20 protein-coding genes are annotated in these 23,803 nt (G+C 57.1%); 6 read left to right on the forward strand and 14 right to left on the reverse strand.

Features of this window, described 5'->3' with window-relative positions; genetic code table 11:
• Nucleotides 1–54: 54 nt before the first annotated feature.
• The 10 genes from V7Z75_RS05725 to V7Z75_RS05770 all read right to left on the reverse strand — a co-directional run bounded on the left by V7Z75_RS05725 (nt 55) and on the right by V7Z75_RS05770 (nt 14,913).
• Nucleotides 55–1,482 carry an efflux transporter outer membrane subunit gene (locus V7Z75_RS05725; RefSeq protein WP_334107661.1) on the reverse strand — a complete coding sequence of 476 codons (1,428 nt, stop codon included), beginning with the start codon at nt 1,480–1,482 and terminating at the stop codon, nt 55–57.
• Entirely contained in the window at nt 1,479–4,634 is a 3,156-nt protein-coding gene (locus tag V7Z75_RS05730; protein ID WP_334107662.1) for a multidrug efflux RND transporter permease subunit, read from the reverse strand. Before V7Z75_RS05730 ends, V7Z75_RS05725 begins: the two co-directional genes overlap by 4 nt.
• A gap of 19 nt (nt 4,635–4,653) precedes the next feature.
• A complete protein-coding gene (locus V7Z75_RS05735; protein ID WP_334107663.1) occupies nt 4,654–7,785 on the reverse strand; it encodes an MdtB/MuxB family multidrug efflux RND transporter permease subunit in 3,132 nt (1,043 codons plus the stop codon).
• Complete coding sequence (locus tag V7Z75_RS05740) at nt 7,782–9,266, reverse strand: efflux RND transporter periplasmic adaptor subunit (protein WP_334107664.1); 1,485 nt, start codon at nt 9,264–9,266, stop codon at nt 7,782–7,784. The genes V7Z75_RS05735 and V7Z75_RS05740 overlap by 4 nt, the downstream gene beginning before the upstream one ends.
• Before the next feature lie 302 nt (nt 9,267–9,568).
• The gene (locus V7Z75_RS05745) at nt 9,569–10,549 is read right to left on the reverse strand and encodes a vWA domain-containing protein (RefSeq protein WP_334107665.1); all 981 of its coding nucleotides are present in this window, start codon (nt 10,547–10,549) and stop codon (nt 9,569–9,571) included.
• On the reverse strand, nt 10,546–11,097 hold the full coding sequence (locus V7Z75_RS05750; protein WP_334107666.1) for a hypothetical protein: 552 nt from the start codon (nt 11,095–11,097) through the stop codon (nt 10,546–10,548). Before V7Z75_RS05750 ends, V7Z75_RS05745 begins: the two co-directional genes overlap by 4 nt.
• Complete coding sequence (locus V7Z75_RS05755; RefSeq protein ID WP_334107667.1) at nt 11,082–12,062, reverse strand: vWA domain-containing protein; 981 nt, start codon at nt 12,060–12,062, stop codon at nt 11,082–11,084. The genes V7Z75_RS05750 and V7Z75_RS05755 overlap by 16 nt, the downstream gene beginning before the upstream one ends.
• A complete protein-coding gene (locus V7Z75_RS05760) occupies nt 12,059–13,000 on the reverse strand; it encodes a hypothetical protein (RefSeq protein ID WP_334107668.1) in 942 nt (313 codons plus the stop codon). Before V7Z75_RS05760 ends, V7Z75_RS05755 begins: the two co-directional genes overlap by 4 nt.
• Nucleotides 12,997–13,860 (reverse strand): DUF58 domain-containing protein, encoded by an 864-nt coding sequence (locus tag V7Z75_RS05765; protein WP_334107669.1) that lies wholly within the window; start codon nt 13,858–13,860, stop codon nt 12,997–12,999. The genes V7Z75_RS05760 and V7Z75_RS05765 overlap by 4 nt, the downstream gene beginning before the upstream one ends.
• 15 nt (nt 13,861–13,875) lie before the next feature.
• Complete coding sequence (locus V7Z75_RS05770) at nt 13,876–14,913, reverse strand: AAA family ATPase (protein WP_334107670.1); 1,038 nt, start codon at nt 14,911–14,913, stop codon at nt 13,876–13,878.
• A gap of 229 nt (nt 14,914–15,142) precedes the next feature.
• Here V7Z75_RS05770 and pdxR (V7Z75_RS05775) point away from each other — a divergent pair, with 229 nt between their 5' ends.
• The gene (gene pdxR / locus V7Z75_RS05775; protein WP_334107671.1) at nt 15,143–16,618 is read left to right on the forward strand and encodes a MocR-like pyridoxine biosynthesis transcription factor PdxR; all 1,476 of its coding nucleotides are present in this window, start codon (nt 15,143–15,145) and stop codon (nt 16,616–16,618) included.
• 4 nt (nt 16,619–16,622) lie between these two features.
• On the opposite strand, the gene V7Z75_RS05780 is transcribed toward pdxR (V7Z75_RS05775), so the two are convergent.
• Genes V7Z75_RS05780 through gloA form a run of 3 tightly spaced genes read right to left on the reverse strand, consistent with a single transcriptional unit; the run spans nt 16,623 to nt 19,228 of the window.
• Nucleotides 16,623–17,813 carry an acetate/propionate family kinase gene (locus V7Z75_RS05780; RefSeq protein WP_334107672.1) on the reverse strand — a complete coding sequence of 397 codons (1,191 nt, stop codon included), beginning with the start codon at nt 17,811–17,813 and terminating at the stop codon, nt 16,623–16,625.
• Nucleotides 17,810–18,808 carry a bifunctional enoyl-CoA hydratase/phosphate acetyltransferase gene (locus V7Z75_RS05785; protein ID WP_334107673.1) on the reverse strand — a complete coding sequence of 333 codons (999 nt, stop codon included), beginning with the start codon at nt 18,806–18,808 and terminating at the stop codon, nt 17,810–17,812. Before V7Z75_RS05785 ends, V7Z75_RS05780 begins: the two co-directional genes overlap by 4 nt.
• A gap of 21 nt (nt 18,809–18,829) precedes the next feature.
• Complete coding sequence (gloA, locus tag V7Z75_RS05790; RefSeq protein ID WP_334107674.1) at nt 18,830–19,228, reverse strand: lactoylglutathione lyase; 399 nt, start codon at nt 19,226–19,228, stop codon at nt 18,830–18,832.
• Nucleotides 19,229–19,513: 285 nt separating this feature from the next.
• On the opposite strand from gloA, the gene V7Z75_RS05795 reads away from it, so the two are divergent.
• From V7Z75_RS05795 to V7Z75_RS05810, 4 genes are read left to right on the forward strand one after another with little or no spacing between them, the layout of a single operon-like run.
• Nucleotides 19,514–19,834 (forward strand): hypothetical protein, encoded by a 321-nt coding sequence (locus V7Z75_RS05795; protein WP_205205180.1) that lies wholly within the window; start codon nt 19,514–19,516, stop codon nt 19,832–19,834.
• 4 nt (nt 19,835–19,838) lie between these two features.
• Entirely contained in the window at nt 19,839–20,552 is a 714-nt protein-coding gene (locus V7Z75_RS05800; RefSeq protein WP_334107675.1) for a hypothetical protein, read from the forward strand.
• A 53-nt stretch (nt 20,553–20,605) separates the two neighbouring features.
• Nucleotides 20,606–20,998, forward strand: a complete 393-nt coding sequence (locus V7Z75_RS05805) for a hypothetical protein (RefSeq protein WP_334107676.1) — start codon at nt 20,606–20,608, stop codon at nt 20,996–20,998.
• Between the two features lie 54 nt (nt 20,999–21,052).
• A complete protein-coding gene (locus V7Z75_RS05810; RefSeq protein WP_334107677.1) occupies nt 21,053–21,364 on the forward strand; it encodes a hypothetical protein in 312 nt (103 codons plus the stop codon).
• Nucleotides 21,365–21,411: 47 nt separating this feature from the next.
• On the opposite strand, the gene pdxR (V7Z75_RS05815) is transcribed toward V7Z75_RS05810, so the two are convergent.
• Nucleotides 21,412–22,872, reverse strand: coding sequence for a MocR-like pyridoxine biosynthesis transcription factor PdxR (pdxR, locus tag V7Z75_RS05815; RefSeq protein WP_334107678.1), 1,461 nt, complete (start codon nt 22,870–22,872; stop codon nt 21,412–21,414).
• A gap of 131 nt (nt 22,873–23,003) precedes the next feature.
• Between pdxR (V7Z75_RS05815) and V7Z75_RS05820 the strand changes: the two genes are divergently transcribed.
• On the forward strand, nt 23,004–23,795 hold the full coding sequence (locus V7Z75_RS05820) for a YggS family pyridoxal phosphate-dependent enzyme (RefSeq protein ID WP_334107679.1): 792 nt from the start codon (nt 23,004–23,006) through the stop codon (nt 23,793–23,795).
• Nucleotides 23,796–23,803 lie beyond the last annotated feature (8 nt).

The raw sequence follows: 23,803 nt of genomic DNA on the forward strand, positions 1-23,803 counted from the left end.
GCTCCTTTCCTCATCTCCAGACAGCAAGCTGAGGCAGACATGCGGTCCAGGCGCTCAATCCTGTACCGACATACCTTCCCAGCCGCCGCCCAAGGCAGCAATCAATTGTACGCTATTGATCAGACGGCTTTGCTGCAAGGTGAGCAGGGTGCGCTCGGTATTGAGCGCGGTAGTCTGGGCCGTGACGACATCGAGAAAACTGATTAAACCCACGCGATATTGGTTGGTATATTGCCTGAGCGATTTCTTGGCGGCTTCCGTAGCTTCCGTCCGCAATACGGATTCTTCACCCAGCGTATGCAAGGCCACCAGGTAGTCCTCCACCTCGCGGAAAGCGGTCAGCACGGTCTGGCGGTAGGCAGCCACAGAGGCGTCATAGCTGGCTTCGGACTGCATGACGTTGTATTTGGTCTGCCAGCCGTTGAACAAGGTCATCGCCAGTTGCGGCCCGACCGACCAGTAACGGTTGGGCAGCGTCAGCCAATCATTGAAAGTACTGCTGCGGTAACCGCCGCTCGCCGACAGGGTCAGGCTGGGATAATAAGCTGACTTGGCGACGCCGATATTGGCGTTGGCAGACATGACGGAACGCTCTGCCGCAGCCACATCCGGCCTGCGCTCCAGCAGCTGGCTGGGCACGGCGGAAGGAATCTCCGGCAGTTGCGGCACTGCCTCGCTTTCCGCCAGGCTGAAATTGGCGGGCGCTTCGCCAATCAATACGGCAATGGCGTTCTCCAGCTGGGCACGCTGCCAGACCAGATCCACCAGCTCGGCCTGGGCATTCTTGAGTTGGGTAGTCGCCGCCGCGACGTCGGCGCTGGCAACGATGCCTCGTTTGTACTGACTTTCCGTTAGTTGTATCACGCGTTTATAGGTATCCACCGTTTCACTGAGCAAGCGCTTTTGCTGGTCCATCACGCGGATTTGCAGGTAATTCTGCACCAGTTCAGATTGCATGCTGAGCCGCATAGCAGCGAGGGTCGCCGCACTGGCATCGGCACTGGCCTGGTTGGCTTCCAGCGTGCGGCGCAGGCGGCCCCAGATATCCAGTTCCCAACTAGCATTCAGGGTCGCAGTGTAAGTGGTACGTATGCCGCTGGTCTGCACCGCCTGGCTGGAAGTCGAACTACCCGTTCCCTGTCCGGCGCGTGTCTTGCCTGCAGTGGCATTCAGCTGGGGCCACAAGGCACCGCGCGAACTCTGGGCCAGGGCAAAAGCCTGGCGGTATTGCGCTTCATATTGCGCCACAGTCTGGTTGCCCTGGTTGAGCCTGTCCACCAACTGGTTCAGCTCCATATCACCATACCGCTCCCACCACTCTCCCTTGGGCGCATCGTCCGCAGGTGCGGCGAAACTCCAACCCTCTACATGCTTGAACGCGGCAGGTGTTGTCATCTCAGGGCGCCGGTAATCCGGCCCCACCATGCAGGCGGACAACAGAAGCGACAAGCTGATGGCGCCGAGCTTGGCAGATACGTTCATTCCATTTTCTCCAACATTACAGCGTGAGGCTTGCGCCGCCCGAGAACCCAGAGGCGCAAACGGTCAAGATAAAGGTAAACCACAGGCGTGGTGTAAAGCGTCAATAGCTGGCTGAGCAGTAGGCCGCCGACAATGGCGATCCCCAGCGGACGGCGCAGCGGCGCGTCGCCATCCGTGCCGAAGATCAGCGGCAAGGCGCCCAGCAGGGCCGCCATGGTCGTCATGAGGATAGGACGCAAGCGCTGCTGGCACGCTTCCAGAATCGCAGCGCGCGACGACAGGCCCCGCTCGCGTTCCGCCATCAGCGCAAAGTCGATCATGAGGATGGCGTTCTTCTTCACGATGCCGATCAGCAGGATGATGCCAATCAGGGCAATCAGCGTCAGCGGCGTATCGAACAGGATCAGCGCCAGCAAGGCCCCCACCCCGGCGGAAGGCAGAGTGGATAGAATAGTCAGCGGATGTACGTAGCTTTCATACAGCATGCCCAGCACGATATACACCGCCACCAGCGCCGCCAGGATCAGCCAGGGCATCTGCTTGAGGACTTTCCCCTGCGCGCTCGCAGTGCCAGAGAAAGTCGCCTGCACGTTGAGCGGCATATTGAGCGTTGCCAGCGCTTGCCTGACCGCTTGCTTGGCAACCTCGAGGTTGCCGCCTTCCGGCAGGTTGAAGGAATAAGTATTGGAGGCAAACTGCCCTTCATGCCTGACCGCAGCCGGAGCCGAGTTATAGCCCAGTGTCACAAGGTTGGAAAGCGGCACCCGCGCCCCGCTGCCAGTCACCACATAGAGGCTGGACAATATATCCGGGCTTTGCATGTACTGGTCTGCCACGCCCATCACCACGCGGTACTGGTTTTGCTCCTCGTAGATCGTGGAAATCTGCCGCTGGGCATAGGAGTTATTCAGCAGCGCGATGACCATGTTCACATCAATGCCCAGCCGCCGTGCCGCCTCGCGGTCTATCCTGAGATAAGCCTGCACGGTACTACTGCGGCCGCCGCCACTGACATCAGTGATTTCGGGCACAGTCTGCAAGACGGACAACACTTGGTTTTCCCAGGCGCGTAAATCCTTGACGTCATCGCTCTTCAGGGTCATCTGGTAGCTGGAATCGCTGGAGCGGCCGCCGATACGCAGATCCTGCATATTGACAAGAAACATGGATGCGCCCGGCACCTGCGCCAGCTTGGGCCGCAGCCGCGCAATCACGGCCTCTGCCGGTTCGCGCTCGCGGATATCTTTGAGAATGATAATAAACATGCCTGAGTTGCTCGCGGCCCCTGGCCCTCGGCCCCCGCCCGACATTCCCATGACCTGATCCACTGCTGGATCAGTCAGCAGTATGCTGCGGAATGCCTCCAGTTTGCTCTGCAACTCATTGAACGATACTCCCTGGTCCGCCCGCGCATTGCCGAACAGGCGGCCGGTATCCTGATCCGGAAACATGCCCTTGGGAATAGCGATATAGAGATAGACGTTGACCGCGATCGTAAACAACAGCACGACCAGCATCAGGCCGGAATGATCAAGCGTCCAGGCCAGGCTCTTGGCGTACCCGTGCTGGACACGCTGGAAGAATCCTCTTTTCAGCTGGTTATCCGCATGCCCTTCCATTGAGGCCGCATCCTTGCGCCGGAGCAAATAGGCGCACAGCATGGGTGTCAGCGTCAACGAGACAAATAACGAGATCAGGATAGCAACCGACAGGGTAACGGCAAATTCGCGAAACAAGCGTCCAGTAATATCGCCCATGAACAGCAAGGGGATGAACACCGCCACCAGCGAAATACTCATGGACACCACTGTGAAACCGACTTCCCGCGCTCCACGCAACGCTGCTTTCAACGGCGGCTCGCCATGCTCGATGCGCTTGCTGATGTGCTCCACCACCACAATGGCGTCATCCACCACAAAACCGGTGCAGATGATCAGCGCCATCAAGGTCAGGTTATTGAGGGAATAGTCGCACAGGTACATGGCGGCAAAGGTGGTGATCAACGATACCGGGACGGCCAGGGCGGGAATCAGGGTCGCCCGGCCATTTTTCAGAAACAGGAACACCACGAGGATCACCAGCGCCACCGCGATCACCAATGTCATTTCCGCCTCGTGCAGCGAGCCGCGGATATTCGGACTGCGGTCCTCCACCACGGTCAGCTTGATTTCTTCTCCCAGGCTGCTTTGTATGCTGGGCAGTTCAAGCCGGATACGGTCTATCATCTCGATGATATTGGCACCGGATTCGCGGCTTACCATCAGGAGAATCGCGCGCTGGTTGTTATGGAAACCCACATTACGGATGTCTTCCACCGAATCATAGACATTGGCGACATCACTAAGCCTAGTCAGCGCACCCTTATTGTTGGTGATGATCAGCGAACGGTAATCCTTCGCGCGCAGCAGGCGGTCGTTCGCATCCACCTGCCAGCTATATTCGTCATTCTGCAAATAACCCTTGGGGCCGTTGCCGTTGGCCGCGCTGATCACGTTACGCACGTCGTCCAGCGCCAGTCCCTGCTGCACCAGCGCATCCGGGTTGATATCCACCCGCACCGCAGGCAATGCGCTGCCCGCCACCGTGACCTGGCTCACGCCTTGCACCTGGGAAATCTTGCGCGACACCAGGTTGGAAGCCAGGTCGTACAACTCGCCCATGCTCTTGGTTTTCGAGGTCATGGTCAGCACCATGCTCGGCATGTCCGAAGGGTTCAGCTTGCGATAGCTGGGACGACTGACCATGCCGCTAGGCAGCATGCTGGCAGCGGCATTGATGGCGGCCTGCACTTCGCGCGCCGCCACATTAATATCCTTGTCCAGGTCAAATTGCAGGGTGATCGAGGTGTTGCCCTGTGAACTGGAAGAGGTCATCTCGCTAATACCGGAGATGCGCCCCAGACTGCGCTCCAACGGCGTCGCCACAGACGACGCCATGGTTTCAGGGCTGGCCCCGGCGAGTGAGGCACTTACCTGAATGGTGGGAAAGTCCACCTGCGGCAGGGGCGCTACCGGCAACAGGCCGAACGCCAGCCAACCGGCGAATAACATCGCCAGCGTCAACAGCCAGGTCATGACGGGACGTAGAATGAACAGCGAAGATATCCCACGCTCGTCAGACTTGAGCCGCGACCAGGTCAAACGACGCTTCATGGCTTTACTCCTGCCTGCATCACACCAACTCCTCACGCCCGTTATCGCTGCGTTTTCCCACCTTGTTACGGTAATGCGCCAGTTGGTCGAACATTAGGTAGATGACAGGCGTGGTGAAAATCGTCAGCAATTGCGAAAGCAACAGGCCGCCGACCATGGTAATTCCCAGTGGCTGGCGCAACTCGGCCCCGGCGCCGGTAGCGAACATCAGCGGCAAAGCACCAAACAACGCCGCCATGGTGGTCATGAGAATGGGCCGGAAGCGTAGCAAACACGCCTGGTAGATCGCATCTACCGGCTTCATTCCCTGCTCGCGTTCAGCAGCCAGCGCAAAGTCGATCATCATGATGGCGTTCTTCTTAACAATGCCGATCAGTAGGATGATACCGATGATGGCAACCATGCCGATTTCATGACCATAAATCCACAACGCCAGCATCGCGCCCACGGTGGCCGACGGCAGCGTGGAAAGAATAGTCACCGGATGGATGAAGCTCTCGTACAGTATTCCAAGCACGATATACATACACAGCAGCGCCGCCAGCACCAGCAGCAGGGTATTGGACAAGGAAGCCTCGAACGCCAGCGCCGCACCCTGGAAGCGCGTCTGTATGCTGCCCGGCAATTCCAGTTCGGTCACAGCGGTGCGGATCGCCGCCACCGCATCGCCCAGTGCAACATTGTCCGCCAGGTTGAACGATACTGTCGCTGCAGGGAATTGGTCGAGGTGGTTGATAGTGAGCAGGGTATTGCGCTCTTCCACGCGCACCAGCGAAGTCAGCGGAATCTGCGTGGCTATAGTATTGCCGTTGCTGTCCACGCTGCTGCCCGGCACGTACAGGCTATCCAGCGCGTCCGGCCCACTGCGGAAATTTGGTGGCACTTCCATGACGACGCGATATTGGCTGGCCTGGGTATAGATCGTGGAAATCAACCGCTGGCCGAAGGCGTTGTAGAGCGCGGCATTGATGGCGGAAACAGTCACGCCCAGCCGCGCGGCGTTATCGCGGTCTATCACCAAATAGGTCTGCAGGCCCTGATCCTGCAGGTCGCTGGCGACATCGGTAATTTGTGGCAACTGTCGCAGCTTTTCCAGCACGCGCGGCATCGCGGATTGCAGCACGGTGATGTCCGGGTCGGTCAGCAGATAGCGGTACTGGGTACGGCTGGTTTTGTCCTCGATAGTCAGGTCCTGTACCGGCTGGAGATAAAGCTTGAAATCCGGCATGCGTGCGGTTGCCTCTTTCAACCGCACGATTACCTCGCTCGCAGTCACATCGCGCTCGGCATGCGGCTTGAGATTGATCAATAGGCGACCGGTATTGAGCGCCTCATTGGTGCCATCGACGCCGATATAGGACGAAACACTTTCCACCGCCGGGTCGCGCTTGATGATGCGCGCCAGGGTTTCCTGCTTTTTGGCCATGGCGGCAAACGACACCGATTGCGGTGCCTCGCTGATGCCCTGGATCAGGCCGGTATCCTGGATCGGGAAAAAGCCCTTGGGCAGAAACAGGTAGAACCAGGCCGTGACCAGCAGGGTAAACAAGGCGATCACCAGGGTCACGCCCTGATGTCCCAGTACCCATTTCAGTGCATGGGCATAATGGTCGATCAACCCCTGCATCATGCGCGCGCCCGCGCGGGAGAACCGGCTTTTTTCGCCCTGCGGCACATGCTTGAGCCATAGGGCGCACAACATGGGCGTCAAGGTGAGCGAGATCAGCATGGACACCAGGATGGCAATCGCCAGGGTCAGCGCAAACTCGCGGAACAGCCGCCCGGCGATATCGCTCATGAACAACAGCGGGATCAGCACCGCCACCAGTGAAATCGTGAGCGAGATAATCGTGAAGCTGATCTGCTTAGAGCCTTTCAGAGCTGCCTGCAATGGAGAATCGCCTTGCTCGATATAGCGCTCGATGTTCTCCAGCATGACGATGGCATCGTCGATCACAAAACCCGTGGCGATCGTCAATGCCATCAGGGTCAGGTTATTGATGGAGAATCCCGCTAGGTACATGACGCCGAAGGTGCCTATCAGCGACAAGGGAACGGCGATTGAAGGAATCAGGGTGGCGCGGCCATCCTGCAGGAACAGGAAGGTCACCAGCACTACTAGTCCGATCGCCAGCAGCAGTTCGAACTGGGTATCCTTGACCGAGGCATGGATGGTCTGGCTGCGATCACTGAGGACGGAAACCTGCACATTTTCCGGCAGGCTTTCCTCCAGGTCAGGCAACAGGCTACGGATGCGCTGAACTACCTCAATCACGTTCGCACCCGGCTGGCGCTGGATATTGACAATCACGGCCGGCCGGTCATCCGCCCAGGCCGCGAGATATTCATTTTCCGCTCCATCATAGGCCTGTGCCACATCTTTGAGGCGCACCGGCGCGCCATTCTGGTAGCTCAGGATCAGGTCCTGGTATTCCTGCGCGCTACGCATCTGGTCGTTGGCGTCTATGGTAGTGGAGCGCGTAGCGCCATTGAAGCTACCCTTGGAGCCATTGAGATTATTATTGGCAATAACGGTACGTATACTTTCCAGGCTCAAACCGTAGGAAGCCAGTGCCGTGGAATTCGCGCTGACGCGTACCGCCGGACGCTGTCCACCACTGAGGCTGACCATGCCGACGCCCGGAATCTGGGCGATTTTCTGCGCAAGCCGCGTATCCACCAAATCCTGCACCTTGGGCAGGGACAAGGCGTCCGAAGTCACCGCCAAAGTGATGATGGGCACATCGGCAGGATTCACCTTGCTGTAAACCGGCTGGCTGGGTAAGTCATTGGGCAAAAGATTGGAAGCGGTGTTGATCGCCGCCTGTACGCCCTGTTCCGCAATGCCCAGACTGGTGTCCAGGTTGAAACGCAAGGTCACGACTGAAGCGCCACCAGCGCTGCTGGACGACATTTCATCCAACCCCGCGATCCTGCCGAGCTGGCTTTCCAGCGGGGCAGTAATCATGGAATTGATGATCTCGGGGCTGGCGCCTGGATACAGGGTCTTGACCTGTATCGTCGGGTACTCCACTTCGGGCAATGAAGCCACCGGCAACAGGCGGTAGGCCAGCAGCCCCGAAATCAGCAAGGCCAGCATCAGCAGGGTGGTTGCTACCGGCCTTTCAATGAAGATCCGGGATGGATTCATGAACGCGGACCTCTACCCTGTCCGGCCTGCTCGCCACGGCCCTGCCATGGCCGCTCACCCGGGCCTGCGCCTTGGCGCTCGCCAGAAGCTGCGCCTTGCTGGCCTTGGCGCTCACCAGTTCCTGCATTCGGATTTTCACCTTGGGCCTGCCCCTGGTGCTCGCGGCGCCAGGTACCGCGTTCATGCTTACGCGACTCCCCTGCTTGCGGATTGTCGGCCATCGCTACGTCGTCCTCGCCCGCGACGCGCACGGTCATGCCGTCCGACAAGCGATCCACACCGTCAATCACGATGCGCTGCCCGGCGCTCAGGCCCTCGCGGATTTCCACCTGCTCCGCCTGGCTGATACCCACTGTGACGCGCTGCTTGGCCACGACCTTTTCTGTATTGATGGTATAGACATAGGTTCCCTGGTCGTCGCGCTGCAAAGCGCCGCTCGGGATCAGCAGCGCCTTGCCGCGGTCCGCTGCATGCAGTCTCACATTGACGAACTGGTTGGGGTACAAGCCATCATCAGCATTGTCGAAACGCGCGCGCAGCTTGAACGTACCCGTGGTCACATCAATCTGGTTGTCTATGCTTGCCACCTTACCGGTCGCCAGGCGCACCTGGCGCTGGCGGTCCAACGCTTCCACCACCAGCTTGGCCGGGTTGCGCTTGAGCTGGTCGCGCACGGTAGAAAGCTGTTGTTCCGGCAGGCTGAATACCACGCTGATCGGGCGCGTCTGCGTCAATACCGTGATGGGAGTCGTTGCGCCCACCGATACCTGGTTGCCCACATCAACCTGCCGCAGGCCGACCCGCCCGCTGATGGGCGCACGCACCTTGGTGAATTCCAGGTTGAGCTTGGCAGCCTCAAGCTGGCCCAGCGCATTTTCCAGGTTGCCCTGGTACTGGCGCACCAATGCCGCCTGCGTATCCAGCGTCTGAATGGCGATGGAGTCCTCGTCACGCAGCTCCTGATAGCGCGCCAAATCGATCTCGGCGTTCTTGAGCTGAGCGCGGTACTGGCTCACCACGCCCTCAGATTGCCTAAGCGCTGCTTCATACGGACGGGCATCCACTTCCGCCAGCACATCGCCCTGCTTGACCTCCTGACCCTCCGTGAACAGTATCTTGCTCAGTTGCCCTTCCACGCGTGCCGTCACATTAACGGTATTGAGCGAAGTCACCGTGCCTACGGCCTCCAACTGCACGGAAAGCGGAGCCTCCGCTACCGTCCCCACTTTCACCAGCATGCTTTCACCAAACCTGCCGCGCGGACCCATTCCCATGCCGGGGCCACCCGGTCCGCCGCCGGGACGCATACCAGGCCCAGATCCACCCGGACCACCGGGCGGCATGCCCTGCCGCATGCCGGAAGGTCCCTGGTTATCGGAAGACGAGAGCGGCAGGTATTTCCATAGCGCATACACCACCGCTGCCAGAATAATAATCAGGATAAACCAGGGACGCAGAGCTTTCGATAATGGACTGGACATAGGAACTCAGAAGGATGAATTGAACAATGAAAGCGGCCTGAAAACCCCGAAAACATTCGCCCAGGCTGCTATCCTGGGCATAATATTATTGGCCCGCCCGGCTTGTCGCAAATGAATTTACACAACTCTACATACCACTGCCCTTGACATAGCCTCCCTTACAAATCCTTACATTGCTGCTGATGACGGGCGCACAAAAAAAAAAGCAAACCCTCAGACTGGCAGGGTTTGCTTGTAATGTGCTTGGCGGATTGTCAGTACATTCAGCACCGGGCACATAGCCCATTGTTATCGTCTGGCAGCTAGCTTAACTTCAACCTTCCCTTGCCCGCGCGCAGATTGGGCAGGTAAATGCCCAGCACGCAGAGAAACGCCAGGCTGTAATAAATCCAGGTCAGAGAATAGATAGTCACAATTTTTGCAGCCGGTTTCTGTTTCTGAACAAAGTCCAGGAACTCCTTGCTGTCCGTGCCTTCTATGTATTGCGCCTTGATTTCTTCCGCCAGAGCGATCAGATATTCCTCGTCCAGCATGGAAAGGTAGCGATCCCACTCCGCAGAAGCCACTTCGGGATCAGGATCATCCTTGCTGGCATCGGCGTAGTTACCGCCGCCTCCGCCTTCCTCTGCCTTGGAATCCATGCTCCAGAAGCCTACCCATTTGTTGTTGGCGTTATAGCGCGGAATACCCACTGCCTCCTTGCCCCCCACGCCAACAAATACTGTGCGGCTACCAACGCGCACATCGGTCAAATCCAGCTTATTGATGGCATTCGCCTTGGGCGCCTCGTCGCCATCGGTGAAAAACAGCATCCTGGCAGGCGCATCCAGGTAATCCAGCACACTTTCTGCCGCTTTCACCCCAAAGCTGATCCGGCTGTTGCCACTCCAGGCCATACGCCACTCCAATTGCGAGATGGTATCCATTATCTCGTCGTAATTGGCGCAGACTTCCAACGGTGTCAGCAGTAAAGCGACGTTTTCTGCCGCATATACGCCCACGCTGATATAGGTGCCGCATTTCGACGTTTCCACCACCCGCTTCATCAACTGCTGGGTGTAGGCCATGCGGCTGACTTCCTTGTTGTTCAGCTTCACGTCCTGGGCATTCATGCTTTGCGACACGTCCGCAAGCAGCAGAAAGTTGTGTACCTCTTGCTTCAGCATCATCTGCGGCTTGACCAAGGAAGCCAGCAACAACAGCAATGCCAGCGCGATCAGCACGTTTTCATAATGTTGACGGCCCCATGCGAGGGCGCGATGCAGTATCAGCAACGGTTTCATGGCAATCCTATCGGCAGGTTGCTCAACTCCATCCCGGTCTGCTCGCGCTTGCCGATCTGCATATTGGCGGGAATCACGGCATGCAGCAGGCTGAGGTTGAACTTGGCTTCGGACTGCGCAGGATTCTGTTTCAATGCCTGCTCGTAAGCGACAACCGCCTGCGCGTAGGCATATTTGGCCTCATCCTGCAGGCTGCCGTCTTCGCCCACCATGCGGATCAGCCCCGAACGGAACAGGTTGTTGCCGATATTGAAATATACCTGCGCGCGCAGTTCCGGGCTGATATTGCCCACTTTGTCCAATTTTTCCAGCAATTGGCCGTAATTCTGCGCCGCATGCTTATAGTTCTTCGCTTCGCCCTGAAAATAGGCTTCGGCGAACTTGTGCTGCAAGGGATAGTCCTCGCCGCCGATTTCCCCGCCGGTGCGTAGGGCATGGTTGACCTGTTCCGCCTGGCGGATCTGGTACAGGGTAATGCCCACCCCCATGAGGCCGACGGCCAGTACCACACCTGCCACGGCGTTCTTGATTTTCAAGTGTTTTTCCATGAATAAATCCTCAGATTCTTAAGCAGCAATACCACGCATCCCAATGCCAGCGCCAGCACGGCAAAATCCTGCGAGAAATTGCGGCCTGGAATGGTAATGGGGTATTGAATCGTCTTGTTTTCGCGGTTGCCGATATCCTGTATCGCGGATTGCAGGGTATCGGGGTTATCCGCCTCATAGGCCTGGTACTTGATATTCAGCGACTTGAAGTACCTGTCCAGCGCGATTGCGGTCGGCACCCTGTCCTCATCGTATTGGTTCTTGGAGAAGATGCTCACGTCGTCAGGCTGACGCAGCACGATCCAGTACAAGGCCAGATTGTTTTTCTTCAAGGTTGCCTGCAAGGTAGCCTTGACGCGAGGACTTAACTTCCCTGCTCCGTCGGACAACAGGATGATGGCGCGCGAGCCCGTGCTCTCGATATTGTCGAACAATGTCGCGCCCTTGGTCAGCCCGGCGCCGATATTGGTCTGGTTGATTGAAGGGCTGGTTGCCGCGTTGATGGCAGCATGGATCGCATCGCGGCTGGTGGTGATCTTGACACCATAGAGCGCGGAGTTGGAGAAGCCCACCACGCCCATCATGTCGTCCGGGCGGGAGTCGATGAACTTGGTAATCAAGCGCCGCGCCGCCGTGGACTTGATCTCTCCCGCGCTGCCGGAAGTCACGTCCCCGGCGAAAGGATGGTCCATGCTCACGCTGCGGTCGATCACCATCGCGATCTGCGCACCCTTGCCCACGCGCTGCACCACCTTTTCCGGGCCATGCGGATGCGCCAGCGCCAGCAGGATGGAAAGCAGCAACAGCGTCATGATAGTCTTGAGGCCATAATCCATGAGCCGCGACACGCGGTCCTGCGGCAGTATCGTCACCCATGAATACAAGGTGCCCTGCCGCCCCTTGAGCCAGAACGGGACGAAGCACAACGGCAACAGTATCAGCAGCCAGGGATATTGGAAACTCACGCCACACCTCGCTCGCAGTGGCGGAATTGCTTGCTGAGTCGCTTCAGTTCCGCCAGCACTTCTGCCGCATCCCGATCCAGCTCGAAGAACAGTTGCTCATTGGAGCTGGTGAAGAAGCGGTCGATTTCCGCGCGCGACCTGCCAAAACTTGGGTATTTCTGCACGAAGCGGTCGATATCCTGCACAAAGCAGTTGCCGCCATACCAGGTGTTGAACGCGGTATGCATATGGTAGAACGCTTCCTGGGTGGCCGACGGCGACGACGGCTTGAGGCGCTTGATGCGGCGGTGCGCCTGGGCAAACGCGCCGCCCATGAACGGCAGCCACTTGCGTTCGGCATTGATATACACCAGCGCCAGCGCGCCGAGGACGATCAGCCCGGCGAATACCGCCAGCCAGCGTTGCAGGCCGCTGATATCCACCAGCGGCGGACGGAACTGATTTTGCATGTTGACGAACGCCTTGCCCAGCCGTGCTGCGTTGCCACTGACCAGCGGCGCGAACCAGAACTTCCATGCCGGGACTTCCAGGGTTTGCTCCTGGCCGTCAGCGGCGCTGAACCTCAGGCTCAGTTCCGGCAACTGCATGGCAGCCGGGCTATCCTTGCTTGCGAATACCTGGTACTGCAATTGCAGGACATGCTGCCCCTGCTTGCCATCCTGCTGCACCTGCACGCCGACCAGCTCGATGCCGTCCTGCCTGCTGCCCCTGGCGGGCAGGCTGCCTTTCACCAATTTGCTGTTGTCAGGCAGGGTAAAGCGGATTTGCCGCATCAGCACGTCGCCGATCTGCACCCCATAGGAGCGCGGCGGATTGGTGACGGCAACCTCCGGTGCGGCTGCGGATGTTGTAGCGGCAGTTGCGGCAGTGTCTGCAACGGCTTGGGGGCCAGCCAGCATTGCCGCCAGCAACGCCATGAGTGGAATGATTTTGTTCATATGCTCAAATACTGTTGGAAATAATGGGTCATCAAGTCAGGGTGATATTCGTCCGTGACATATAGCGGTGGACTATCGAACTTGAGGAAGAGCTGCTGCAGCACCTGCTTGCGCGCCACATAGCTGTCTTCCACCTGCTGGCGCAGGGCCGAGGTGAAGAACAGTGTGCGGCTCACGCCGGTTTCCGGGTCTATCATGTTGCTGAAACCCAGCCTGGGCAGCCTGCTGATTTCATAATCGTCCCAGAGCACCACGGGAACGACCTGGTGCGCGGACATCGCAGTCAGCACCTGCTCGATATGCGCCAGCGGCATGTGGAAATCCGATAGCCAGAACACCAGGCTCTTCTTCTGTCCCAAGTATTGCGGCGCCTCCAGCACGCCATCGCTGCCGCGCCCCATGTCCTCGCAGGCTTCCACCAGGCATAACTGCCCAAGCAGTTCGGGCAAGCGGTTGCCCAGCGGCAGCAATGTTTCCTCCACCACCTTGTCGTGGTAGCCGATGAAGCTATAGACATCCCCGGCATGCGCTACGGCGGCGCCGATGGAAGCGGCAATCTCCACCGCCTGGTCCAGCTTCCTGGTGTGCCCCTTGAACTGCATGGAGCTGGACATATCGCACAGGATATACACCGGGGTCGGGCTTTCCTGGTTGAACAGGCGCACCTGTATTTGGTCGAACGGATCGCGCAGGCTGCGGCTGATATCCACGCGCCGCAGGTCGGGATAATCCACCAGCGGCACATTGCCGCGGTATTCGAAGCCGACACCGCGCTGGTTGCCCGGATGGTCGCCCAGGTGGTGGTTGTCCGATTTCCAGGGAATGCTGTAGGTAAAGAACTGTTCCGGTATTGCAATCATGGCCAGCCCGCTGCGTCAATGCTTGCCGGGAACTGCGACGGTATGGATGATCTGTGCGGTCAGGTCGCGCGCCAGCGCGGTGCGCTTGGAGTCGTACATCGGGTTGAACACCAGGCGGTGCGCGATGACTTCGTGGAACACAGCATGGATATCCTCGGGCAGCAGGCTATCGCGTCCATTGAGCCACGCATTGACCCGGGCCGCCTTCATGAGCATGCCCATGCCGCGCGGACTGGCGCCCGCCTGCACCAGGCGGGAAACCTCCACGCCTTCTAGCTTGATGCCGAACTTGTCTGGTTCCTGCGTCGCCTCCCACAAATCCAGCGCATATTCCTCCAGCACATGGCTGGAACGCACATGGCGCTGGATGGTGTCGGAAAAATCGTTGAGCTGCTCAAATTGCAGCACATGATCCTGCACCTGCTGCGTCAACGTCTCGGCGTGTTGAAACTTGGTATCGAACATCAGGGATTTCCGGTGCTCGCGGCTCTCGGGGATATGGATGGGAATTTCCATCATGAAGCGGTCGCGCGCGGCAGAAGGGATTTCAAAGGTCTCGTTCTTCTCCACCTGGTTGCGGTCGGCGAACACTACCATGTGCGGCAGGCGGTAATCCTTCTTGAACGCCTGCAGGTGGCGCTCGGCCATCACGCGCAGCATCAAGGCATGCACCTGCGGACGCGCGCGGTTGATTTCGTTGAAGAAGAATACCGACAGGTTCTCCCCGGCGCGCAGCAACGGGCCCTCGTCAATCTGTGGACGGCCTTCGGAATTGAGGTAGGTGTGATAGATCAGGTCATTGGGCATCAGGTCCACCGTGCCCTCAATACGCTCGTAGGCCCCGCCAATGCCACGCGTGATGGATTGCAGCAAGGTGGTTTTCCCCACGCCGACGCCGCCTTCCAGCAGCACATGCCCCCGCGCGAAAATCGCGGTAGTCATCAGTCGAATGGCCTTGGTCTGGCCGACGATGATCTTGCCAACTTCGCTCTCCAGCTTGAGCGCCTTGGTGCGCCAATCAGCCAGCTCTACATCATTAGAAACCGTATTCATGCTTTTCCTCGCTTCTCCACGTATTTTTTGGTAAATACAACTCAATATTTTTATTTTGTTTTTAAAAAATCATTACCATAGTGTTACCAATTGTAATAATTTGTTTCTGGAACAAAGAAGTGCCAGAAAATTTATAATGCATGGTCCAGAATGAATTTTTCATGCATTATCACATTTAATAATTCCAACGATTAAATGATTAAGTCATAGCAACTATAGGGAAAACGACATGGTAAAGCGGGTCAGGTTATGGGATTTCAAGTTTGAGCTGGAGCCGGGGTCCAGATTGCCGGTCTTCATGCAGATCGTGCAGAAGATCATTGAGGAAATCCAGGCGGGCAGGCTTACGGCCTCTTCCCCCATGCCTAGCACCCGCCAACTTGCCAGCAACCTGGAAGTGAATCGCAAGACCGTCATCATGGCCTATGACGAGTTGATCGCTCAGGGTTGGCTATCCTCCGCCATGCGCAGCAAAACCTTCGTCTCGCCCAATCTACCTGTCTCGCCTATTCATCCCGCACCATCCCGCACAGCCTCCCATACCGAGAGCACCAACCCTGAGGAGCCATCAGCATGGACCCCCATGCAAGCAGGTGTCATTTATTTCAGCGACGGCATGCCGGACACACGGCTGATTCCCGCCAGCACCATCGCCCGAGCTTTCCGTCATAGCCTGCTGCACGCGGAAAAGAACCATTGCCTGACCTATGGCGACCCCAGAGGCATGTTCGCGTTGCGCAGCTCGGTGGCGAACATGCTGAATATGGAACGCGGCCTGTATGTCACACCGGATAATATATGTATCGTCCGCGGCAGCCAGATGGGGATTTTTCTCGCCGCGCGGGTACTGGTGCAGCCAGGCGACTATGTAGTAGTCGAAGACCTGACCTACCCTCCAGCGCGAGATGCCTTTCAGTCCTGCGGCGCGCAGATACTGAGCGTTGGCCTGGATGAATACGGCCTCAAAGTGGATGAACTGGAACAATTATGCAAAACCACGCCCATACGCGCGCTCTATGTCACGCCGCACCACCAGTTCCCCACCACCGTCACCATGACCGCGGAACGGCGCCTGAAACTATTGATGCTGGCCGAGACCTATGATTTCCATATCATCGAGGATGACTACGACCACGAATTCCATTTCACCCACCACCCAATCCTGCCGCTGGCCAGCAACGACAGGCAGAAACGCGTGATCTATGTCGGCTCGCTTTCCAAGGTGCTCGCGCCCGCGCTGCGCATCGGCTACCTGGTAGCCTCCAGCAGCCTCGTGGAACGCTGTAGCCGTGAAATCATGCTCATGGACCGACAGGGGAACTCCGTCACCGAGCAAACTGTGTCGGAATTGATCAACAGCGGCACATTACGCCACCATATCCGCAAGACCTTCAAGATTTATTCCGAACGCCGCCACTACCTGGAACAACTCATTCAGGAACACTTGGCCGACCATGTAGAATTCAGGCAACCCATCGGCGGATTGGCCTTCTGGATTCTGCTCAAGAAGCAGAAAATAATGCAGTTATTGCTTAAACAGGCAGAAAAATACAAGGTGAGTTTGCTACCTGCAGCTAATTTTGCTACTCACCAGCCAGCACCTGCCGCTTTCCGGCTCGGTTTCGGCAATCTTGATCTGGAAGAAATCCATGAAGGCGTGATGCGGCTGAAACTGGCGCTGGAAGCCAACCACGGCCCGGATTAGGGCTTTATTGACCACCTGCCTGCAACACACGCTGCGCATGACGCGCAGCCATCCACTCTTCATTAGTCAGAGCAACCAGCACGGGAATGGCGCTTTCTTTCGATGAAATCACCGTGGCATGCGACTGGTTGGCGGCAGCATCAAGCTGCACACCCAGAAACGCCAGCCCCTGAACCACGCGTTCGCGGATATCCGTATTGTGTTCGCCAATACCGGCCGTGAACACCAGCATATCCAGCCCACCCAGCACGGCTGCCATCGCGCCGATTTCCCGTACGATACGTCGGACATACAATGCCAGCGCCAATCGTGCGCGCGGCTCTGCCGCCTCGCATTGCAGCAGGACACGCGGATCGGAAGCGATACCGGAGACGCCGAGCAAACCCGACTCGTGATACAGCATTGCACCCACCCTGGCAGGCGTGAGATGCTCCACCTCCATCATATGTAACAGCACGCCAGGGTCGAGCGCGCCGCAGCGGGTGCCCATCATCAAGCCGTCCAGCGCGGAAAAACTCATGGTGGTAGCCACGCTTTGCAGATTCTGCATGCCGCACAGGCTGGCGCCGCTGCCCATATGCGCGACGATCACCCGGCCTTTGGCCCGCTCGCCTGCCAGTTCCGGCAAATGCACTGCCATATATTCATAGGATAAGCCGTGAAAACCATAACGGCGGATGCCGCGCTCGAAGGCCGCATAAGGCAAGGGCAGCACCTGCTCCACCTCGGGCAGGGTATGGTGGAAGGCCGTGTCGAAACAGGCGATCTGCGGCAGGCTCGCATCTATCTCCAGCAACAGTTCGATTGCTTCCAGTGCAAAAGGCTGGTGCAACGGCGCCAGCGGAATATAACTGTGCAAGTCCTCCAACACCCGCGCATTCACGCGCACGGGCGTGAAATAACGGCTGCCACCATGCACTACGCGGTGCGCAATCGCCGCCAATTGCCCATCCTGCAACTGCTCCCTGGTCATCGCCACGATCTGCCGCAAGGCCGCAGCATAAGGATGGGCGGTATCCAGCGTGATCGCATGCGGCTTGGTCAGGCTGTCGCCATAGGTGGGCGAGCCGCTGAGTATGCCGTCCACCTTGCCGTTCCATAGCGGCTTGCGCGCGATTTCGCCTGCGCCGATGTCAAACAGGCCGAACTTGATACTGGAAGAACCGCAATTGAGCACCAGCACTAACTGCTTCATGGCGGATTGTCCCGGTAATGGCAGGCAAGTATCACCGCCACGGCACAGGAAGCCAAACGACTGATGCCGGGGTCGGCGCGGCTGGTCAGCACCACGGGTACTTTTGCACCCAGAACAATGCCAGCGCTGGCGGCATTACCCAGATATTCGAGCTGCTTGGCCAACATATTGGCGCTTTCCAGGTCGGGCGCTACCAGGATATCCGCCTCGCCCGCCACCTCGGAACGTATGCCCTTGATGTCCGCTGCCGCGCGTGAAATGGCATTATCGAACGCCAATGGCCCGTCCAGCACGCCGCCGCTGATCTGCCCGCGATCGGCCATCTTGCACAGTACCGCCGCATCCAGCGTGGCCTGCATATGCGCCGACACGGTTTCCACCGCTGCCAGCAATGCCACCTTGGGCTGACTGACGCCCAGCACCCGCGCAAGGTCAATGGCGTTCTGCACAATATCCGCCTTGACCATCAGGTCGGGCGCGATATTGATCGCGGCATCGGTAATAATCAGGGGACGCGGATAGGTCGGCACCTGCATGATGAAGCAATGCGACACCCGCCGCTTGGTGCGCAGCCCCACCGCAGAAGGCAAGATGGCGGACATCAGCTCGTCGGTATGCAGGCTGCCCTTCATGAGCGCCTGCACCTCGCCCGCAGCGGCCAGCGCCGCACCCTTGGCCGCAGCCGCGTGACTGTGCGGCATGTCGATCACCTCGATGCCATCCAGCGATAGCCCTTCTTTCGTGGCCACCGCCTCGATCCTCGCCTGTGGCCCGATCAGCACCGGGTCGATCAGCCCCAGCTTCCTGGCCTCCAGCGCAGAACCCAGGCTCACCGCATCACAGGGATGCACCACTCCCATGCGCACGGTAGGCAGCGCCTTGGCCGTATTGATGAGCGCCTGCAACAGGCCGGACGACTTCAGGCCGGCATACTGCTGCACATCTGTCGCCAGATCAGGTGAATCGGCTGCTGCCGTCGCTTGCGTAAGCGTCATGTTTGCTCCTTATATATTCGCTCAAGCGGGAGTCCAGGTGCCCTTCTGGATGAATTCCACCTTGTAGCCATCCGGGTCTTCGATGAAGGCAATCACAGTCGTGCCATGCATCATCGGCCCAGCCTCGCGCACCACCTTGCCGCCCGCCTGCTTCACCGTCTCGCAAGCCGCATAGGCGTCATCGACCTCGATCGCAATATGCCCATAGGCATTTCCCTTGTCATAACTGGCAGTATCCCAGTTATGCGTCAGCTCGATCACCGCCTGGTCGCTCTCGCTGCCATAACCGACAAACGCCAGGGTGAACTTGCCTTCCGGGTACTCATGGCGGCGCAACAGCTTCATGCCCAGCACCTGGGTATAAAACGCCAGCGACTTCTCCAGGTCGCCGACCCGTAACATGGTATGCAATATGCGCATGGCTTTCTCCAATAGTGTTGATGTTGATAGATTCATTATAACCGTAAGGTCTTGCACCTTTTGTTTGATAGAGCATGTTATATGGATAACTTGAATCAGCCCGGTTATTTCCATCTGCAAAATTTTAGGCGGCCTAAATTACTATCATTGGGCTATAGCATTGAAATTATAGAAAAGAGCAATTGACTTAACCCATCACGCTTCCATACCATCTGGTTATCTAAATATAGTTAGCTTTCATTGAAGCAGGTATTCCCTTCTTCAAAACAACCAAAGGAGAAAAATATGGCGAACAAGATTGAATTACCCAGCAATTGGGTCTGCGATGGTAAAGAGTTAAAGCCAAAGTCAGGCGCTTCATCTTCAAATACTTGGATTTTTGACGGTAAGGAAATAAAGCCAAAAACTAGTGCATCCTCATCCAATACATGGATATGGGATGGAAAGGAACTGAAACCAAAGACCAGTGCGTCATCTTCAAATACGTGGGTTATCGATGGGCAGAAGGTAAAGCCGAAAACTGGCTCAAACTCATCAAATACCTACGAAATTGGAAAGTCATCCGTTTTGGTGGTTGCAGGACAGTTAGTTCTAAGGCTTTGGTAACGAAATGAACGAACTGCCTGTTCACTCATTGATCGGCCCCGAGAACAGAGACGGGGGGCTTCTTCTATGTGGTCTGAATCACGGTTACAGCAAAAATGATGAGTTGCGGGATGTTGCCGGAATTAACAGGGCAGACCCGCATAAATCTTTTTTTTCGGACGGTGAGGTCAATGACTATCCATTTAGAAACCGTATTGTTTCTTGGTTTTCACTATGGGGTTACGAGCTTGCACGAAGTAGCGAGAAAGCAGGTTCGTTCGAAAGGTCAATCGTTCAAACAAACTGGCTACAAACATGCTCAAACAATATGGATGGCATTAACACTCAGCAGGCATGTATTGAGGATAACGAGTCATTCTTCCAGACGTGCGAAGCATTGAAACCAAGCGTAATTTTTTTCTTTGGCAGGGAGCTTCTTGGGGCATTCACTTCACCTGCTTTAAGCATTAAGGTCGAATCCATTTTTGGCGCCCGCAAAGGGGAAACTAGGTGGCTTCAAAAAGACGTGTATTTCAACGGCAAGCCACGAAGGCGCCTTCGATTTGGTTTTCAGCAGTATGAGAAGCTGACGATTGTTGTCCTTCCCCATGCCACAGGGGCACAGGGCGTGGCTGACGATTACATCGCAGCATTTAAGCCTGAAATGTCTGAGGTGATAGGCATTTGGTGGGCTAAGCACAAAGAAAAGCTAACAAATCATTCAACAGGGACGCGCTAAAGCGCGCCCGTTAATTCAAACGTTAGGCTTTTCATCAACCATCAGGGGAAATCATGGAAGTGGCGATTTATATATGCATCGGAATTGTCATAGGTGCAGCCATTGGCGCGACTGTTGTAGCAATATTCAAAAGGCAGCCATTCTCTGTTGTTACGTACCCATACAAAGAAGAGGTGGGATCCGATGGGGTTTTCTCTGACGACAGAAAAATGGAAATTGGTTACAAATTCCAATTGTTTGTCAATGGCATCCCGTGTTTTGATGCTCACAAAATTCCAGTAGAGACTCTCCAGAAAAAAGAAGTGAGGCTAGATAAAATTGAGGCAGCAACAAAGTCAGTTGCCAATATCATTGAGCATATTGCATCAATGCATCCAGCAATTAAGGCATACAATACGGCTCCCGAGCTAGCCTCGTCCGTAGCCAAGAGAATTGCGAAAGCCTAACAATTCATTCAAGCCGACGCCGCTTCGCGGCGCGGCTTAATTCAGCAGATTGTGATGCTTGATCCAGAATGGTCTAGACCGCAGGCGCCTCAAGAACTGAAGGATCAGTTATACCCCTTGTTTAAGGTCGCGGGCGTCAAAGGTGTTTACTACGAAGGCCAATGTTCATTTCGGTTGCCAGTTTGGTCTGTTGGTCTAGCCGGTGGTGGTGATTACAAAGGCTTTTCTTATCGTCCAATTGCTCACTGGAAAGGTGAGGTCATTAATACTCCCCTGGACACCAGGGATCGGGAAAGAAAAGATATTTATTTTGCTTCCCGCCCGTTAGAAAATGAGTTGTTCCTATTTTTTCATCACTGGCCGTGAAATATATCTAACATGATGCTGAACTTGGTCCTCTTTACCAATGCTGGCTAAACACTCCCCAACACCTCCACCAGCTTCCTCACAGCCCCTTCCAGTTCCAACGGCGTATAAGCCGCAAAACCCATCACAAAACCGCGCTTTTCCGCCTCTCCGGCATATAGCGCAGACAGGCCAAATAGTTCGATGCCCACGCCGCGCGCCTTGGCGATGACCTCCTGTTCCGGAATATCGCGCAGCAGCATGCACGGTATCTGCATGCCGCCATCCGGCACCAGAGGTTCGACGACGCCAACCAAGTGAGTACGCAGCAATTGCACTAAGTGATCGCGCCGCGCGGCATATAGGCTGCGCATATTGCGAATATGGGCGCTGAAATGGCCGCTCTCGATAAAGCGCGCCAAGGTCAGTTGCGCCAGCGGTGCGTTGTGGCCGTCCATCAAGGTGCGAGCGATCGTCATGGGTTCGACCAAGGCGGATGGCAGCACCATATAGCCGATGCGCAAGCCCGGGAACAGGGATTTGGTGAAAGTGCCGATATAGAGCGTGCGCTCGTATTCATCCAGCCCCTGCACGCAGACCGTGGGCTTGCCGTGGTAATGGAATTCGCTGTCGTAATCGTCCTCAATCAGCCATGCGCCTCGCTGCCGTGCCCATTCGATGGCTGCCAGCCTGCGGTCCAGGCTCAGGGTCGCACCGGTGGGATATTGATGCGAAGGCGTCAGGCAGGCGGCTTTGGCAGTGTCTTGGTATAGATGTTCGACCATCATGCCCTGCGCGTCCACCGGCACGGGGCGGCAGACCAGCCCGGCGGCATCGAACGCCTTGCGCGCACCGTGATAGGCCGGATCTTCGATGTAGATGCTGTCCCCGGCATCCAGCAACACCTGCGCGCACAGGGTCAATGCCTGCTGCGAGCTGGTCAGCACCAGCACGCGCTCAGGTGCCGCCCTCGCGCCGCGCTCCAGGTTGACGTAATCCGCAATCGCGCAACGCAATGCCTCCACTCCTTGTGGATGTGCATGCGCCAATATATGCGTGCCGTATTCCTTCAACACCTGCCGCTGCAGGCGTTCCCAAGTCTGCAAGGGAAAATTGCGCGTTTCCGGCACGCCGGGTGTGAATGGCCGTGCTTGCAGCATAAAGTCACGCACGCCGCCACTTTTGAAAATAGCCGTACCGCGACGGCTGAGCGGCGATGTTGCGAGGGAGGAAAGGCGAGCTTGCTGCCTTGATTTTCGAAGCCCATCTGGCCGATGCAATTTCACCCGCTCCGAGACAAAACTGCCACTGCCCACGCGTCGTTCTATGAAGCCTTCTGCATGCAGCTGTCCATATGCTGCCTCCACCGTATCGCGCGACACGCCCAGAGATTGCGCCAAGACACGTGATGCTGGCAATGCCTTGCCCACCGCCAGCACGCCATCCAACATCAGTTGCCGCAATGCCCGCTGGATACGCACATGACGCGGCAAGGCGCCGTGCATGGGATCATGTAAAAAAGCTTTCACGGATTCCAGTTGGGCATACTTAATCATTGGATGGGTATACTCCATAAAATTGGATGGTTTATTCAGTCCATTTTAAGGGTATAAAACAATGGTTAGACTGCGCAAGCTATTTCCCCATGGAATCCAGTTCAATGAGTACACTGCCCTATCATCAACACGCTCCTTCTTACCCACAGGCGCTGACAGCTGCCGATCTCCAGCACAACCTGGCTACCGTGCATAAGCGTATTGCCGCAGCCTGCCAACGAACCGGGCGCGACCCGTCCTCGGTGCGCCTGCTGCCGGTCAGCAAGACAGTCGATGAAGCACACATCCGCCTCGCCTATGCCGCGGGCTGCCACTTTCTGGGAGAAAACAAGGTGCAGGAAGCCCAGCGCAAGGCCGAAGCCATGGCGGACCTGCAGAATTTGCGCTGGTCTGTCATCGGGCATTTGCAAAGCAACAAGGCGAAGCAGGTAGCGCGCTTCGCCAGCGAGTTCCAGGCGCTGGACAGCCTGCATGTGGCCGATGCGCTGGAGCGTCGGCTGCAAAGCGAGGGCCGCTCGCTGAATGTGCTGGTGCAGGTCAACACATCCGGCGAGGCGAGCAAGTACGGCCTGCCGCCCGCAGAGGTCGCCGGCTTCATCCGCCACTTGCCTGCTTTTTCAGCATTGCGGGTGCGCGGCCTGATGACATTGGCAGTATTTTCCGCAGACACGGAACAAGTTCGCCGATGCTTTGTCTCCCTACGGACACTACGCGATCAGTTGCGCCAGGACGCTCCGGCGGGCGTGGTGCTGGACGAATTATCCATGGGCATGTCCGGCGATTTCGAGATTGCGATCGAGGAGGGCGCCAGCATCGTACGCATCGGGCAAGCCATCTTCGGCGCCCGCGCCCTGGCAGACAGCTATTACTGGCCGGATGCATCCGGCCATCAATGACAATAAAG

It is taken from the genome of Methylobacillus sp. (assembly GCF_036844465.1).
Lineage (GTDB): Bacteria > Pseudomonadota > Gammaproteobacteria > Burkholderiales > Methylophilaceae > Methylobacillus.

What these genes read in the sequence shown, in the direction of transcription:
- V7Z75_RS05725 (WP_334107661.1), bottom strand. Translation starts at nt 1,482, where the DNA reads ATGAACGTATCTGCCAAGCTCGGCGCCATCAGCTTGTCGCTTCTGTTG.
- V7Z75_RS05730 (WP_334107662.1), bottom strand. Translation starts at nt 4,634, where the DNA reads ATGAAGCGTCGTTTGACCTGGTCGCGGCTCAAGTCTGACGAGCGTGGG.
- V7Z75_RS05735 (WP_334107663.1), bottom strand. Translation starts at nt 7,785, where the DNA reads ATGAATCCATCCCGGATCTTCATTGAAAGGCCGGTAGCAACCACCCTG.
- V7Z75_RS05740 (WP_334107664.1), bottom strand. Translation starts at nt 9,266, where the DNA reads ATGTCCAGTCCATTATCGAAAGCTCTGCGTCCCTGGTTTATCCTGATT.
- V7Z75_RS05745 (WP_334107665.1), bottom strand. Translation starts at nt 10,549, where the DNA reads ATGAAACCGTTGCTGATACTGCATCGCGCCCTCGCATGGGGCCGTCAA.
- V7Z75_RS05750 (WP_334107666.1), bottom strand. Translation starts at nt 11,097, where the DNA reads ATGGAAAAACACTTGAAAATCAAGAACGCCGTGGCAGGTGTGGTACTG.
- V7Z75_RS05760 (WP_334107668.1), bottom strand. Translation starts at nt 13,000, where the DNA reads ATGAACAAAATCATTCCACTCATGGCGTTGCTGGCGGCAATGCTGGCT.
- V7Z75_RS05765 (WP_334107669.1), bottom strand. Translation starts at nt 13,860, where the DNA reads ATGATTGCAATACCGGAACAGTTCTTTACCTACAGCATTCCCTGGAAA.
- V7Z75_RS05770 (WP_334107670.1), bottom strand. Translation starts at nt 14,913, where the DNA reads ATGAATACGGTTTCTAATGATGTAGAGCTGGCTGATTGGCGCACCAAG.
- pdxR (WP_334107671.1), top strand. Translation starts at nt 15,143, where the DNA reads ATGGTAAAGCGGGTCAGGTTATGGGATTTCAAGTTTGAGCTGGAGCCG.
- V7Z75_RS05780 (WP_334107672.1), bottom strand. Translation starts at nt 17,813, where the DNA reads ATGAAGCAGTTAGTGCTGGTGCTCAATTGCGGTTCTTCCAGTATCAAG.
- V7Z75_RS05785 (WP_334107673.1), bottom strand. Translation starts at nt 18,808, where the DNA reads ATGACGCTTACGCAAGCGACGGCAGCAGCCGATTCACCTGATCTGGCG.
- gloA (WP_334107674.1), bottom strand. Translation starts at nt 19,228, where the DNA reads ATGCGCATATTGCATACCATGTTACGGGTCGGCGACCTGGAGAAGTCG.
- V7Z75_RS05795 (WP_205205180.1), top strand. Translation starts at nt 19,514, where the DNA reads ATGGCGAACAAGATTGAATTACCCAGCAATTGGGTCTGCGATGGTAAA.
- V7Z75_RS05800 (WP_334107675.1), top strand. Translation starts at nt 19,839, where the DNA reads ATGAACGAACTGCCTGTTCACTCATTGATCGGCCCCGAGAACAGAGAC.
- V7Z75_RS05805 (WP_334107676.1), top strand. Translation starts at nt 20,606, where the DNA reads ATGGAAGTGGCGATTTATATATGCATCGGAATTGTCATAGGTGCAGCC.
- V7Z75_RS05810 (WP_334107677.1), top strand. Translation starts at nt 21,053, where the DNA reads ATGCTTGATCCAGAATGGTCTAGACCGCAGGCGCCTCAAGAACTGAAG.
- V7Z75_RS05820 (WP_334107679.1), top strand. Translation starts at nt 23,004, where the DNA reads ATGAGTACACTGCCCTATCATCAACACGCTCCTTCTTACCCACAGGCG.